Origin of the sequence: Mycobacterium sp. (assembly GCF_035314905.1) — a bacterium.
Classification (GTDB): domain Bacteria; phylum Actinomycetota; class Actinomycetes; order Mycobacteriales; family Mycobacteriaceae; genus Mycobacterium.
The window spans coordinates 1-14,172 of record NZ_DATFYW010000023.1 but is presented as its reverse complement, the minus strand read 5'-3'; the positions used below and the strand labels follow the sequence as shown (position 1 = coordinate 14,172).

14 protein-coding genes and 1 pseudogene are annotated in these 14,172 nt (G+C 67.5%); 4 read left to right on the top strand and 11 right to left on the bottom strand.

Going from position 1 to position 14,172, the window contains the following annotated elements; all coding sequences use genetic code 11:
* The coding region (locus tag VKG81_RS02035; RefSeq protein WP_324389215.1) for a 4'-phosphopantetheinyl transferase at positions 1 to 583 on the bottom strand (583 nt) is incomplete at its 3' end.
* Positions 580 to 1,545 (bottom strand): metallophosphoesterase, encoded by a 966-nt coding sequence (locus VKG81_RS02030; protein WP_324389214.1) that lies wholly within the window; start codon positions 1,543 to 1,545, stop codon positions 580 to 582. The genes VKG81_RS02030 and VKG81_RS02035, both read right to left, overlap by 4 nt.
* A 299-nt stretch (positions 1,546 to 1,844) precedes the next feature.
* On the opposite strand from VKG81_RS02030, the pseudogene VKG81_RS02025 reads away from it, so the two are divergent.
* From VKG81_RS02025 to VKG81_RS02015, 3 genes and pseudogenes are all read left to right on the top strand, one after another.
* A pseudogene (locus tag VKG81_RS02025) lies at positions 1,845 to 2,369 on the top strand (DUF3558 domain-containing protein).
* A 35-nt stretch (positions 2,370 to 2,404) separates the two neighbouring features.
* Entirely contained in the window at positions 2,405 to 4,057 is a 1,653-nt protein-coding gene (locus VKG81_RS02020) for a CocE/NonD family hydrolase (RefSeq protein WP_324389212.1), read from the top strand.
* 3 nt (positions 4,058 to 4,060) lie between these two features.
* Entirely contained in the window at positions 4,061 to 5,047 is a 987-nt protein-coding gene (locus tag VKG81_RS02015; RefSeq protein WP_324389210.1) for an alpha/beta fold hydrolase, read from the top strand.
* A 10-nt stretch (positions 5,048 to 5,057) separates the two neighbouring features.
* On the opposite strand, the gene VKG81_RS02010 is transcribed toward VKG81_RS02015, so the two are convergent.
* Complete coding sequence (locus VKG81_RS02010; protein ID WP_324389208.1) at positions 5,058 to 5,621, bottom strand: DUF1802 family protein; 564 nt, start codon at positions 5,619 to 5,621, stop codon at positions 5,058 to 5,060.
* Entirely contained in the window at positions 5,618 to 5,866 is a 249-nt protein-coding gene (locus VKG81_RS02005; RefSeq protein WP_324389206.1) for a DUF2277 domain-containing protein, read from the bottom strand. Before VKG81_RS02005 ends, VKG81_RS02010 begins: the two co-directional genes overlap by 4 nt.
* Positions 5,867 to 5,972: 106 nt before the next feature.
* Here VKG81_RS02005 and VKG81_RS02000 point away from each other — a divergent pair, with 106 nt between their 5' ends.
* Positions 5,973 to 6,722, top strand: a complete 750-nt coding sequence (locus VKG81_RS02000) for an enoyl-CoA hydratase (RefSeq protein ID WP_324389204.1) — start codon at positions 5,973 to 5,975, stop codon at positions 6,720 to 6,722.
* Positions 6,723 to 6,788: 66 nt separating this feature from the next.
* On the opposite strand, the gene VKG81_RS01995 is transcribed toward VKG81_RS02000, so the two are convergent.
* The 7 genes from VKG81_RS01995 to nusA form a co-directional block, all read right to left on the bottom strand.
* Positions 6,789 to 7,004 carry a hypothetical protein gene (locus tag VKG81_RS01995; protein WP_324389201.1) on the bottom strand — a complete coding sequence of 72 codons (216 nt, stop codon included), beginning with the start codon at positions 7,002 to 7,004 and terminating at the stop codon, positions 6,789 to 6,791.
* A gap of 174 nt (positions 7,005 to 7,178) precedes the next feature.
* Positions 7,179 to 8,312 (bottom strand): BTAD domain-containing putative transcriptional regulator, encoded by a 1,134-nt coding sequence (locus tag VKG81_RS01990; RefSeq protein WP_324389199.1) that lies wholly within the window; start codon positions 8,310 to 8,312, stop codon positions 7,179 to 7,181.
* Between the two features lie 115 nt (positions 8,313 to 8,427).
* A complete protein-coding gene (locus VKG81_RS01985; protein ID WP_324389197.1) occupies positions 8,428 to 9,429 on the bottom strand; it encodes a bifunctional oligoribonuclease/PAP phosphatase NrnA in 1,002 nt (333 codons plus the stop codon).
* Positions 9,404 to 9,889: a 30S ribosome-binding factor RbfA gene (gene rbfA / locus VKG81_RS01980; protein ID WP_324389195.1), complete on the bottom strand. Its 486-nt coding sequence runs from the start codon at positions 9,887 to 9,889 to the stop codon at positions 9,404 to 9,406. The genes VKG81_RS01985 and rbfA overlap by 26 nt, the downstream gene beginning before the upstream one ends.
* A gap of 30 nt (positions 9,890 to 9,919) precedes the next feature.
* Entirely contained in the window at positions 9,920 to 12,721 is a 2,802-nt protein-coding gene (infB, locus tag VKG81_RS01975; RefSeq protein WP_324389193.1) for a translation initiation factor IF-2, read from the bottom strand.
* A gap of 77 nt (positions 12,722 to 12,798) precedes the next feature.
* On the bottom strand, positions 12,799 to 13,149 hold the full coding sequence (locus VKG81_RS01970) for a YlxR family protein (protein ID WP_324389191.1): 351 nt from the start codon (positions 13,147 to 13,149) through the stop codon (positions 12,799 to 12,801).
* 48 nt (positions 13,150 to 13,197) lie between these two features.
* On the bottom strand, positions 13,198 to 14,172 hold a 975-nt coding region (gene nusA, locus VKG81_RS01965), incomplete at its 5' end, for a transcription termination factor NusA (protein ID WP_324389189.1).

The window sequence follows — 14,172 nt, the reverse complement described above, 5'->3', positions numbered from 1 at the left end:
AAGTGCCGCCGGTGCCCGAGTCGTCGATGCCGAAGGTGATGTGCGCGTCTTCGAAGCCAAGCCAACGCTTCGTCAGCGGATACCACGCCTTGTACGTTGCTTCCTTGGCGCAGAACAGGATTCGGTCCCAATGCACACCGGTCGGCAAAGCAGACATTGCTTCAATTTCCCGACGCTCCACGTCCAAACTGATTGCATCGAGCACGCCATCGGGCAACACGTCATGCGGCTCGGCGTCGACGCCCACCGAGCGCACCGCGGCGCCGCGGCCGACCACCGCGCCACGGTAGCCCGCGCAGTGGGTGAGGCTGCCCACCACGCCGTCGGGCCAGCAGGGTTGGCCCTTGTCCCCCTTCAGAATCGGCACCGGCGGGAACCCTAGTTCACCCAGCGCGAGACGAGCGCAGTGGCGGACGGTGATGAATTCGTTGCGGCGCTTGGCCACTGACCGGGCGATCAACGGCTCCTCTTCGGGCATCGGCACCAGCCCGGGTGGGTCCGAGTACAGCTCGGCAGACGCCAGGTTCTCGCCAGACGTCTCCGTGCCGGGCAGCACCGACGACATCAGTGCGCTCAGCGTCATCGTGATTGCCGCTGGCGCAGTCGCTGTCGGAACTGCTGCGCCTGCGCGCGCATCTCGTCGGTGATGACGAAATGACCGCCGAAATCGTTGAGATAGCCAGGCGCGTATTGTGGATCGGGCAGCACTTGGCGAAGCCAGCTGAACGGCTTGCGCCGCCGCCACTCTCGCGGGTAGCCCACCGAAACCTCTTCGAAGCGAACGCCGTCGTACCAGGTGGTGCGGGGAATGTGCAGATGGCCGTAGACCGAGCAGATCGCGTTGTAGCGGGTGTGCCAGTCGGCGGTCTCGGTGGTTCCGCACCACAGCGAGAACTCCGGGTAGAACAGCGAATCGCAGGGTTCACGCACCATCGGGAAATGGTTGACCAACACCGTCGGCGTCATCCAGTCGAGGTCTTCAAGTCGCTTGCGGGTGGCGACCAGGCGATCACGGCACCACGCGTCGCGGGTGGCGTACGGCTCGGGTGACAGCACGAACTCGTCGGTGGCGACGACGTTGCGTTCTCGCGCTATCGCGAGCCCTTCGGCTTTGGTGGTCGCGCCCTCCGGCAAGAACGTGTAGTCGTAGAGCAGAAACAGCGGCACGATGGTGGCCGGGCCGCCCCGTTCGGTCCACACCGGAAATGGGTGCTCGGGGGTCACCACGCCCATCTCGTCGCACATGTTGACCAGGTAGTCGTAGCGGGCCCGCCCGAAAATCTGCTTCGGGTCTCTGTTGGTGGTCCATAGTTCGTGGTTCCCGGGCACCCAGATCACCTTCGCGAACCGTCGCCGCAGCAGATCCAGCGCCCACCGGATCTCGTCGGTGCGCTCGGCGACATCGCCGGCAACGATCAACCAGTCGTCCGGCGACGACGGGTACAGCGATTCGGTGACGGGCTTGTTGCCCATATGCCCGGTGTGCAAGTCGGACACCGCCCACAGCGTCGGCTGACGCGCGGTCGTCGAGTCCTGTGTTGCCACGACTCCCCAGCTTAATGATCGCGTCCGTGGGGGCTGCGCCCCAGCCTCGTTCTGATTGTCCGGCTTTTCCCCGCAAGCGGGTGAGGGTACCCCGAGCCGCCCGGCGGCGAGGGGGCGTGCCCTACCTGACGCCGTCCCGGCGCCCATCGTCGCCTGGACTAGAACAGGTTCCTGTTTCCGCTGTGATCGCGTGAACGCGACTTGTAAACTCCCCGGAGAATCAGACCGAATCGAGGGGTGTGGTGGTCACCAAGCTGCGGCTGTTCGCGGCGCTCGGTGCCCTGGTCACGGCGGTGGTGATGGTGTCGCAGAGTGCACCGCCCGTCATTGTCGGCACCCCGAACGTGCACCTGCGGTCGACGGCGGCACCGATGGATCCGCCCACGACGATGAAGAGCCCGATCGTGGCGACCACCGACCCCAGCCCGTTCAACCCGTGTCAGGACATCCCGTTCGACGTCGTTCAGCGGTTGGGCCTGGGCTTCACTCCGCCAGAGCCGGAGGAGGGGCTGCGCTGCCACTACGACGCCGGCAACTACCAGTTGGCCGTCGAGCCGATCGTCTGGCGCAACTATGACCAGTCATTGCCGGCCGACGCCGTCGAGACGACCGTCAACGGCCACCGCGCCGCCCAGTACTGGAACCTCAAGCCCACCTAGCACAACAGTTACTGGATTTTCTCCTGCATGGTGATCTTCAAGACCAGCTACGGCGTCATCCAGCAGTCGCTGTACTACTCGACGGTCTACTCCAGCCCCGAGGTGGACTGCCCGTCCACCAACCTGCAGCGGGCAAACGACCTTTCGCCTTACTACAAGTTCTGAGCCCGCGTCGGCGCGTGCGGCCATAACCTGATCACGTGACCACCACATCCGCCCGGCCCGCGGGGTCGGCCCTACGCTCACTGCCCACCCGACTTGGCGGCCGTGCCCTGGGCCGGATGCTGCGCCTGCCCGCGCCGAGCACCGGCTACACGGTGAGCACGGTCGCGATCCCGATGCGCGATGGCGTCGAACTGCTGGCCGACCACTACGTGCCCGTCGGAGAACCGGTCGGCACCGTGCTGATGCGCGGACCGTATGGCCGCGCGTTCCCGTTCTCGCTGATATTCGGCGCGCTCTACGCCGCCCGCGGTTACCGAGTTCTGATGCAGAGCGTGCGGGGGACGTTCGGTTCCGGCGGAGTCTTCACGCCGATGGTCCACGAAATAGCCGACGGCGCCGACACGGTGGCGTGGCTTCGGCAGCAGCCATGGTTCACCGGTCGCTTTGCCACCATCGGGGTTTCGTATCTGGGGTTCACTCAGTGGGCACTGCTGCAGGATCCGCCGCCGGAGTTGGCTGCGGCCGTCATCACCGCCGGCCCGCATGATCTCAGCGCGTCGGCCTGGGGCACCGGCGCGTTCACGGTCAACGACTTCCTCGGCTGGAGCAATCTGGTTGCCCACCAAGAAGACCCCGGACGAATCCGCGCCGGCATCCGCCAGCTGCGGGCGCAGAAAAGCGTGATACGCGCCGCCGGCGAGTTGCCGTTGGGTGCGGCCGGCCGGGAGCTGTTGGGTGCGGGCGCGCCGTGGTGGGAGTCGTGGCTGGAGCATCCCGATACGGACGACCCGTTCTGGGAGCCGCTTCAACTCGGCGCCGCACTCGACCGGGCGCACGTGCCGGTGCTGCTGATCGGCGGCTGGCAAGACCTGTTTCTGAGGCAGTCGCTCCAGCAGTACCGGCATCTTCGGGACCGGGGCGTGGACGTGGCGCTGACCATCGGCCCGTGGACACACACCCAGCTGCTCTTGCAGGGTCTGCGTACCCTCGCCGGGGAAACGCAGGACTGGCTGGACACCCACCTCGCCGGTCGCACGGCCGAATCGCGACGCAGCAGGGTTCGCGTCTTCGTCGCCGGTGAAGGCTGGCGCGATGCGGCCGACTGGCCGCCGGCCACCACCGAGCACGCGATGTACCTACAGCCCGGCGGCGGCCTGGCCGACACACCGCCGACCGCGGTGTCCTCGATCAGCTTTCGCTATGACCCCGCCGACCCGACGCCGACCATCGGCGGCCGACTGCTGTCGCCGGACGGCGGATACCGGGACGACACCGTGTTGGCCGCCCGCAGCGACGTGCTCGGCTTCACCACAGACCCGCTCATCGACGACCTGTATGTGCACGGCAACCCGGTCGCCGAATTGGCGCACTGCTCCGACAATCCGCACGTCGACCTGTTCGCCCGGATCAGTGAAGTCGACGCCAAGGGCCGCTCCCGAAATGTCAGCGACGGCTATCGGCGACTGGCCGACGCGACCGACTCCGTCAGCCTCGAACTCGACGCGATCGCCCACCGATTCAGCGCCGGATCACGCATTCGCGTGCTGATCGCCGGCGGCTGCCATCCCCGCTACACCCGTAACCTCGGCACCGGTGAGGCGACAGTGACCGGCAGCCGACTCAAGCCATCGATCCATGAACTGCACTTCGGCGCCTCCCGGGTGGTGCTTCCGGTCGAGAGAGCCTAGCCAATGGATATTTTCGAGGAATGGCGAAGCGGTGGAACAGAAATCCGCTGGCGCTCATCAACCGCTGCCAACAACGACGCGGAAGTCAGCGTCTTCACCCGCCGCTGCGGCACACCGGGCGCACCGGCGTTGGTGTGCGTCCACGGCTTTCCGACGGCAAGCATCGACTACTTCGCGCTGACCCGCGAATTGAGCGACGAGTTCGATATTTTCCTGCTGGACTTCCCCGGCTACGGGCTCTCCGACAAGCCGCCCGCACCGTATGTGTATTCGCTTTACGACGATGCACGCTTGCTGATCCACGCGATCACGAGCGTGTGGCAGCTCGGGCGATACACCATGCTGACCCATGACCGTGGCACCAGCGTCGGCATGATCGCGCTTTCGATGTTCGCGGCGCAGGATCACGGAAACGCGCCGGCCGAAGTCATCTTGACGAATGCGAACATTTATCTTCCGTTGTCCAACCTCACCGCGTTTCAGACCGCGCTTCTCGACCCCGCAACGGCGCGGAATACGGCGGGCGCGACGACGCCGGAAATGCTCGCCGCCGGCATGGGAGCCAGCACGTTCATGCCGCGGCGAACGCCCACTGACCCCGAGATCGTGGCTCTGACCAAGTGCTTCGCGCACAACGACGGGATCGGTGTGCTGCCGGACACGATTCAATACCTAAATGAGCGCGCCGCCGATGAAACAAATTGGCTCACAGCGCTTTCCACGAGCGAGATCAACACCAGCCTGGTTTGGGGCGTGCACGACAACGTCTCTCCCGTCCGGGTGGCCAACTTCGTGTGGCAAAAATTCTTGCACTACAAGCCGGGACGCAACCGCTACTGGATCGTGCCGACCGCCGACCACTATCTGCAGTGCGATGCGCCGGCGCAATTGGCGGAATTGGTGCGACTCACGGCAGCCGGCCAGACGACCGCGCTGTGCACCCTCGGGGACCGGCCGGACGGCGCGGTGCTGGTAGACCAGACCCCTTGAAGCTCAAGGATTATCCGACGGCGTCGCGGACGCGGGCGGCGACTCGTCGTAGCGCCGCGTCGTCGTGCACTGGAGTGCCCAGCTTCGGCGTCACCGCCGGCAGCTCCACCCAGCTGGTGCACCCGGCGTAGTCGGGGGTGCGAGCCAGTTCCACCGGCTCGACCAACGGTATGGCCTGCACAACCAGCACTGCCAGCCGATGCTTCGGGCGAAAGTCCAGCCGGTCCTCGCGCACCGACCGGGCGGTCCAGATATGTAAATCCTCGATCGCCTCGATGTTGTCGGGCCGGTTGACCGGCAGTGCTGCAACGACTTTCGCCGCGGCTCGCACCACAACGCGGTCGTCGGCGCTGTCGGCGGCCGCCGCCGTGAGCAGGTCCCGGAATTCGGGCCGGACCCGCTCGGCGTGACTGTGCGCGACCGTCGGGAACAGCGTGAACTCGCGGGCGGCCAGCTCGAAACGCTTCTCGCCAATCCCGCCTTTCCGGAGCAGCACCGACTGCCGGCCGTCCAGCAGCGCGTGTACCACAGCGCTCCACTCCTTGAGCGCGGGCATCGTAGCGGCTTGTGTCATTTCATCGCCAGCCGACGCAACGGCGGGGAGGTCTTCGGCGGCTGGCGGCGCGGCGGCAGGACATCCAACAGCCGTGTCGTCGTCGCCGCGACTTCGGCCACCGCCGCTTCGAAGGCTTCGGCGTTGGCCGACGACGGATGGGTGATGCCGCTGACCTTGCGCACATACTGCCGCGCCGCCGCCGAGATCTCCTCGGCCGTCGCCGGCGGCTCGAGTCCGCGCAATTCGGTGATGTTTCGGCACATCCCCCAACGATAAGCCGGTCGAGCTATGCCGAGGTGGGCTGACTACGGTGGCGCTTATGCGCGCCAGCGACGATGCAGAGCGCAGCGATGAGGAGGAGTGGCGCTAATGACCGACGACATCCTGTTGATTCACACCGACGATCAGGTGCGCACCCTGACCCTGAACCGACCGCAGTCGCGCAACGCGCTGTCGGCCGCTCTGCGGGATCGGTTTTTTGCGGCCCTGGCCGAGGCCGAAACCGACGACGCCGTCGACGTCGTCATCCTGACCGGCAGCGATCCGGTATTTTGCGCGGGGCTCGATCTCAAAGAGCTGGGCGGGCAGTCGGCGTTACCGGACATCTCGCCGCGCTGGCCGCCGTTGACCAAGCCGGTGATCGGCGCGATCAACGGCGCCGCTGTCACCGGTGGGCTTGAGCTGGCGCTGTACTGCGACATCCTGATCGCGTCGGAGCACGCGCGATTCGCCGACACCCATGCCCGGGCGGGTCTGCTGCCGACGTGGGGCCTCAGCGTGCGGCTGCCACAGAAAGTCGGCGTCGGCGTGGCCCGTCGGATGAGCCTGACCGGTGACTATCTGTCCGCCGACGATGCGCTGCGGGCCGGCCTGGTCACCGAGGTGGTGCCCCATGAGCGGCTGCTGCCCGCCGCGCGCGAGGTGGCGGCAAGCATCGTCGGCAACAACCAGAGCGCGGTCCGTGCCCTGCTGGCGTCCTATCACCGGATCGACGAATCGCACACCAGCGAGGGACTCTGGCTGGAAGCGATGGCGGCCAAGCAATTCCGGACCTCCGGCGACGACATCGCCGCCAACCGAGAAGCGGTGCTGCAGCGCGGACGGGCCCAGGTGCGGTAAGACAGCAATCTGCCCCGCTTCCGGAGGCAGAAACGGGGCAGCTTGCGTGTTGACTGATCCGTTCGATCAGGGCATGGCCGCGCGCAGGGGGTGCGTGACAGTCCACACGGGGCGCAGGACGTCCGCCGCGTAGTGGCGCACCGGGTGCAGCGGTCCGCTGTACGGCACCCACGGAGCAGCGGACGCGGTAGCCGGCACCAGCGATCCAAGGACGGACAGGCCGACGGCGGCCAGCAGGCCGGCCGCTGCGACACGCAGCTTGGAAACTTTTTGCGTCTTCATGGTTGAGATTCCTTACCGGGAAGTTGTGTCCCAGGTCCGGATGTAGTCCTTCGCTGGGGTCGGTGCTTACCCCGACACCACAAGCGTGCAGCAGGGCCCTTGGCGGAGTCTGGTGAGATTCTTGCGAAATTCTTGCGAAATTCTTGCGTTTGCTAAACGCCATATCCGCGCAGCTCAGCGGGCGCGGATTTCGAAGGTGAACTCGTGTTTCCCGATGCGGATATGGTCGCCATCTGCGAGGGTAGCGCTGCTTCGGATGCGCCGGCCTTGCACCAGGACACCGTTGGTCGATCGCAGATCGCTGACCACAAAACTGCCCTCGGTGTCGATGACGACGGCGTGGTAGCGACTGACGTCGTCGTCGTCGAGAACGATGTCGTTGTCGGGTCGGCGGCCAATCCGGGTCGAAGCGTCCAGCGGGTAGCGCTGTCCGTCTTTGCCTCGCAACTCGGCGACGGCCGAAACGCCGGCCTGCGTGATGGTGTGCGGGCCGAGATCGACGGCGCTGTGCTGGGCGGTGGTCTGGGCGGTCCGTTTGGTGTCGAGCGGCTCCTGGCGCAGGATCCGCTCATGCAGGGTCTTGAGCGTCGGACCGGGGTCTATGCCGAGATTATCGGCCAGGTTCGCCTTCAGTCGCCGATAGGCGTTAAGGGCGTCAGACTGCCGCTCGGCAACGTAGTAGGCGGTGATCAGCTGGGCCCACAGCGGTTCCCGGAAGGGATGTTCAGCACTAAGCAACTCCAGCCGAGGGATCACCAAGTCGGTGCGTCCACACGCGATGTCGGCCTCGGCGAGGCCGATTTGGGTCGCCACTTTGACGTCGTTCAGCGCGGTGGCAAACGTATCGACGAACGCGAACTCGCTTAGGTCGTCGAGTACCGGCCCACGCCATTCGGTCAGCGCGGCCGCCAGGTAGCCGCTGGCTTCTTCGAACTGTCCGGCGGCGGCGGCGCGAACCCCCGCGTTCTTCGCGGTAATGAAACGCCCGAGATCGCAGTCGGCGTCGGCGACACTGAGCTGATAACCCGGCGAGACGCTCGCCAGCACCGTGTTCGGGTCGTACCCGGCGCTGCCGAGCAGTCGGCGCAGGTTCGACACGTAGGAATGGATACTTGTCCGCGCCGCCGGCACCGGCGACTGGTCCCACACCGCATTGATCAGCGAGTCGACCGACACCGCCCGGTTTCGGTTCAGCACGAGCATGGCCAACACCGCCCGCTGCTTGGGGGCGCCCAACGGCACCGAGGTGCCGTCCGTCGTCAGCTGCAACGGTCCCAAAACACCGAACCCGCGGCGTGTGTTTCCCATCGTGCTGTCAGCCTTTCGGGTCAACGTGGGCGTCAGTTCACCATTGTGACCTTGTGACCTCAACTCGCCGCTGCACGACGCGATGTCAGGGTGGCCAACTGTTGGCCCGCACCGGTCACCCCAGCGCGGCGCGTAGCGACGTCACCACATCATCGACCGAACCGGTGGTCGAGTAGCCCGCGGCCAGCTTGTGACCACCGCCACCGAATGTCGAGGCGACCGCAGCGAGATCCACTGCGGCCTTTGCCCGCATCGACACCGACCATTTCTGCGGCTCGGTCTCCTTGAAGACCGCCGCCACCTCGGCCTGCTGGGTGGTGCGGACGATGTCGACGATGCTCTCGACTTCTTCCGGCCGAGCGCTTATCCATTCCTGGTGTCCGACAACGGCATACACGAAACCGAGACCGTCGACATCGTCCGGCAACAGCTGCGCCGAACCCAACACCCGCGACAGCATGGTCAGCCAGCGGAACGGATGCGTGTCCATCAGCGACCGGCTGATCGCCGCGTTGTCGACGCCGAGCTCGACCAGCCGTGCCGCCAGCCGATGTGCGCGTGCGCTGGCCCACCGGAACGACCCGGTATCGGTGGTCAGCCCGGCATAAAGACAGTGCGCCACGTCGGTGTCGATCGGCTTGCCCCACGCGTCGAGCAGCTCGGCCACCAGCATCGTGGTGGAGTCCGCCGACGGGTCGACGAAGTTGGCGGTGCCGAACAGCTGGTTCGACGCGTGATGGTCGATCACCAACAGCTCCTGCCCGGCGCCGGCCATTTCGCACAGGTCCCCGAGTCGGTTGATGCTCGGGATGTCCACCGTCACAACCAGATCGACATCGCGGCGCATGACATGGGGATCGATGAGCAGCTGACCACCGGGCAGCGATCGTAGCGACTCGGGAAGCGTTGCCGGGGCCGCGAAGCTGACCTCGACGGCCTTGTCGCACCGGTCCAGCACCAGGGCCAGCGCCAGCCCGGCGCCGATCGTGTCGGCGTCGGGGTAGACATGGCAGACCACCGCAATACTGGCGGCGGCGGACAGCACCTCGGCGGCTTCGACGGCGTCGACGCGTGGCGCAGTGCCGGTTGACTCAGTCTTCGAGTTGATCGTCGTCATCGGCGCCTTCCCCGCTAGGTCCATCCGCGGCCGCATTCGCGCGGTAGGGGTCGGCCTCTCCGGCCGGCTTGGCGCCTTCGCGGACCCGAGCCACATCGGCGTCGGCGGCGCGCGCACGGGCCAGCAACTCTTCCATTCGTTGCACGGAGTCCGACACCGTATCCCGGGTGAATGTCAGTGTGGGAGTGAACCGCACGCCGGTACCGGCTCCGACCTTGGTGCGCAGCACACCCTTGGCGCGTTCCAGCGCGGCCGCGGCGCCGGCGTAATCGGGCTCGTCGTCCAGCGTCGTGCCCATCACCGTGTAGTACAGCGTCGCGTCGTGCAGATCGCCGGACATCTTGGCGTCGACGATCGTCACACCCGCCAGTCCCGGATCCTTGATCTCGCGTTCGATCGCCGAGGCGACGATTTCGGAAATTCGCTTGCCCAGCCGGCGGGCCCGGGCCGGGTCAGCCATGCCGCGCGTTCGGGTTGTCGGCAGTCATCGTCAGGCGCGTTCCTTCTGGACCAGCTCGTAGGTTTCGATGACGTCGCCTTCCTTGATGTCGGAGTAGGTCAGCGTCAGACCACATTCATATCCGTCGCGGACCTCGGTGACATCATCCTTCTCCCGTCGCAGCGAGGCCACCGTGAGGTTGTCGGCGACCACGATGTTGTCGCGCAGCAGCCGGGCCTTGGCGTTGCGTCGAACCACACCGGATGTCACCAGGCAACCGGCGATCACGCCGACCTTCGACGAGCGGAACAGTGCGCGGATTTCGGCGCGACCCAGCTGGTTCTCCTCGTAGATCGGCTTGAGCATGCCGCGGAGAGCCTTCTCGATCTCATCGATCGCCTGGTAGATCACCGAGTAGTAGCGGATGTCCACACCTTCGCGGTTGGCCAGCTCCGTCGCCTTGCCCTCGGCACGCACGTTGAAGCCGATGATCACCGCGTCGGAGGCCGACGCCAGGTTGACGTTGGTTTCGGTGATGCCACCGACGCCGCGGTCGATGACACGCAGCTCCACCTCGTCGTCGATCTGAATCCCCATCAGGGCCTCTTCCAGCGCCTCGACGGTACCGGCGTTGTCGCCCTTGAGGATCAGGTTCAGCTGGCTGGTTTCCTTCAGCGCCGAGTCCAGGTCCTCCAGGCTGATCCGCTTGCGCGACCGCGCCGCCATCGCGTTGCGCTTGCGCGCACTGCGCCGGTCGGCGATCTGGCGGGCAATGCGATCCTCGTCGACGACCAGGAAGTTGTCGCCCGCGCCGGGCACCGATGTGAAGCCGATGACCTGGACGGGACGTGACGGCAGCGCTTCCTCGATGTCGTCGCCGTATTCGTCGACCATCCGGCGGACCCGGCCGTAGGCGTCGCCGGCCACCACCGAATCGCCGACGTGCAGCGTGCCGCGCTGCACCAGCACGGTGGCCACCGGGCCGCGGCCCCGGTCCAGGTGCGCCTCGATCGCCACACCCTGGGCTTCCATGTCGGGGTTGGCCCGCAGATCCAGCGCGGCGTCGGCGGTCAGCAGTACCGCCTCCTCCAGCGCCTCGATGTTGGTCCCCTGCTTGGCCGAAATGTCGACGAACATCGTATCGCCGCCGAAATCCTCAGCCACCAAACCGTATTCGGTGAGCTGGGACCGGATCTTGGCCGGGTCGGCGCCCTCCTTGTCGATCTTGTTCACCGCCACCACGATCGGCACGTCGGCGGCCTGCGCGTGGTTGATGGCCTCCACCGTCTGTGGCATCACGCCGTCGTCGGCGGCGACCACCAGGATCGCGATGTCGGTGGCCTTGGCGCCGCGGGCACGCATGGCAGTGAACGCCTCGTGACCCGGGGTGTCGATGAAGGTGATCAGCCGCTCGTCGCCCTCGAGGTCGACGGACACCTGGTAGGCGCCGATGTGCTGGGTGATGCCGCCGGCCTCGGCCTCGCGGACGCTGGCATTCCGGATGGTGTCCAGCAGCCGGGTTTTACCGTGGTCGACGTGACCCATGACGGTCACCACCGGCGGACGGGTCTGCAGGTCTTCCTCGCTGCCTTCGTCCTCGCCGTAGCTCAGGTCGAAGGATTCCAGCAACTCGCGGTCTTCGTCCTCGGGGCTGACGACCTGGACGTTGTAGTTCATCTCGCTGCCCAGCAGTTCGAGCGTCTCGTCGCCGACCGACTGGGTAGCCGTCACCATCTCACCGAGGTTGAACAGCGCCTGCACCAGCGCGGCCGGGTTCGCGTCGATCTTCTCGGCGAAGTCGGAGAGCGACGCGCCGCGGGCGAGCCGGATCGTCTCTCCGTTGCCGTGCGGAAGCCGCACGCCGCCGACGACCGGCGCCTGCATCGAGTCGTATTCCTGGCGCTTCTGCCGCTTCGATTTGCGGCCACGCTTCGGGGCACCGCCGGGACGGCCGAACGCACCCGCCGCGCCGCCGCGCTGGCCCGGCCGCCCGCCCCCGCCGGGGCGTCCGCGGAAGCCACCGCCGGCGGGGGCGGCAGGGGCGCCGCCGCCGCCGCCACGGTATGGACCGCCGCCGCCACCACCGGGACGCCCGCCGGCAGGAGCGCCGCGGCCACCGGGGGCCGGTCGTGGCGCTCCGGGCCGCGGCGGCCGGCCGGGCATGCCGGCGCCGGGGCGCGGAGGCATGTTGCCCGGCGACGCGCCGGGGCGCGGTGCGCCCGGACGCGGGGCGCCCGGCCTGGGCGCCTGCGGGCGCGGGATCGGCCGCTCAACCGGCTGTGCCGTGGAGAACGGGTTGTTGCCCACGCGCGGGGTGCGCGGGGCGGGCTTGGGTGTCGGGCCCGGCCTTGGGCCCGGCAGGGTGGGAGACGGCCTCAACCCGGGCTGGGTGGCCGGCGGCGGGGTCGTGGACCCGGGCGGAGTGGCAGAGCCGGGCTGGGTGTCAGACGGCTTCGGCCCGGGCCGGGTGGGAGATGGCGCGCCCGGTCGCCCCTGGCCGGCAGCCGGGGCCGACCGGCGCGGCGGTGCCGGCGCGGGTGGCTGCGGTGCCGAGTCGGCCGGGGCCGCGGGCTTCGGTTCCGGAGTCTTGGCCGGCGCGGTGGCGACGCCCCCGCCGTTGGACGCGGCCGGCGCCGCGGTCGCCTTCACCACCTTGGTGGCTGCTCCGTTGCCGGCCGCGGCGGCTGCCTTGCCGCCGCCGAACGACTCGCGCAACCGCCGCGCCACCGGCGCTTCTACGGTTGACGATGCCGATTTGACGAATTCGCCCTGTTCACTGAGTCGGGCGAGTACTTCCTTGCTGGTGACACCGAGTTCCTTAGCCAACTCGTGCACGCGGGCCTTGCCTGCCACTACCTCTCCTGTCTAGAGGCGACGGCGGTGGTCGGCCCTCGCCTCGGGTTTAGCTACGACGCATGGTCATCGGGACTTCACGGTGTGCTCATGTTCTTCGCTACCTGTTCTGTTGCCGGGTCCTCGAGCGCTGTGATGTGCTCGACGGCCGCGGATGTGTCCGGTGAACCGGTGATGCGCAACGCTCGGCCGAAAGCTCGCCGCCGAATCGCTGCGCGCAGACACTGCTGGTTGGGGTGCAGCCAGGCACCCCGCCCCGGCAGATTACCTGCTGTATCAACGGTCACGGCGTACCCGCCGTTCCCCGTCGACACGGCCACCACGCGAAGCAGTACGACGGCCAGCTCTCGCTTGCGGCACCCGACGCACGTCCGCACCGGTCCATCAGTGCGTCGATGCGCAGAAGCCGAAGTTTCGCGCTGGATCACGGCCTAGTCTAGCGTCCCCGGTCGGTCGTTCAGAATCAGCGCCGGGCCTCAGCCGCCGGGCTGGCCCTGGTGCTGCTCGGCGTCGCTTCGGATGTCGATTCGCCACCCCGTCAGCCGGGCGGCCAGCCGCGCGTTCTGGCCCTCCTTGCCGATGGCCAGCGACAGCTGAAAGTCGGGGACCACGACCCGCGCGGCCCGGGCGGCCTCGTCGATCACGCTCACCGACATCACCTTGGCCGGCGACAACGCGTTGGCCACGAATTTCGCCGGATCGGGGTCGTAGTCGATGATGTCGATCTTCTCGCCCGACAGCTCGCTCATCACGTTGCGCACCCGCTGGCCCATCGGCCCGATGCAGGCGCCCTTCGCGTTCAGTCCGGGGACGCGGGAGGTCACCGCGATCTTGGAGCGATGGCCGGCCTCGCGGGCGACCGCGACGATCTCGACGGAACCGTCGGCGATCTCGGGAACCTCCAGCGAGAACAGCTTGCGGACCAGGTTCGGGTGGGTGCGCGACAGCGTGATCAGCGGCTCCCGGGCGCCGCGGGTGACGCCGACGACGTAACAACGCAGCCGTTCGCCGTGCTCGTAGCGCTCTCCGGGGACCTGCTCGGCGGCCGGGATCACCCCTTCGGAGCCCTTCGTCTCGCTGCCCATCCGGACGACCACCAGGCCGCGGGCGTTGGCGCGGGCGTCGCGCTGGATCACGCCGGCGACGATGTCGCCCTCCCGGGCGGAGAACTCGCCGTAGTTCTTCTCGTTCTCGGCGTCGCGCAGCCGTTGCAGAATGACCTGCCGCGCCGTGGTCGCCGCGATGCGGCCGAAGCCCTCGGGGGTGTCATCCCACTCGGCGATCACGTTGCCGTCGGCGTCGGTCTCGCGGGCGATCACCGTGACGGCGCCGTTCTTGCGGTCGATGTCGATGCGGGCGTCGGGCTGGTGGCCCTCGGTGTGGCGGTAGGCGGTCAGCAGCGCCGACTTGATCGTCTCGACGACGACGTCGACCGAAATGCCTTTGTCTGC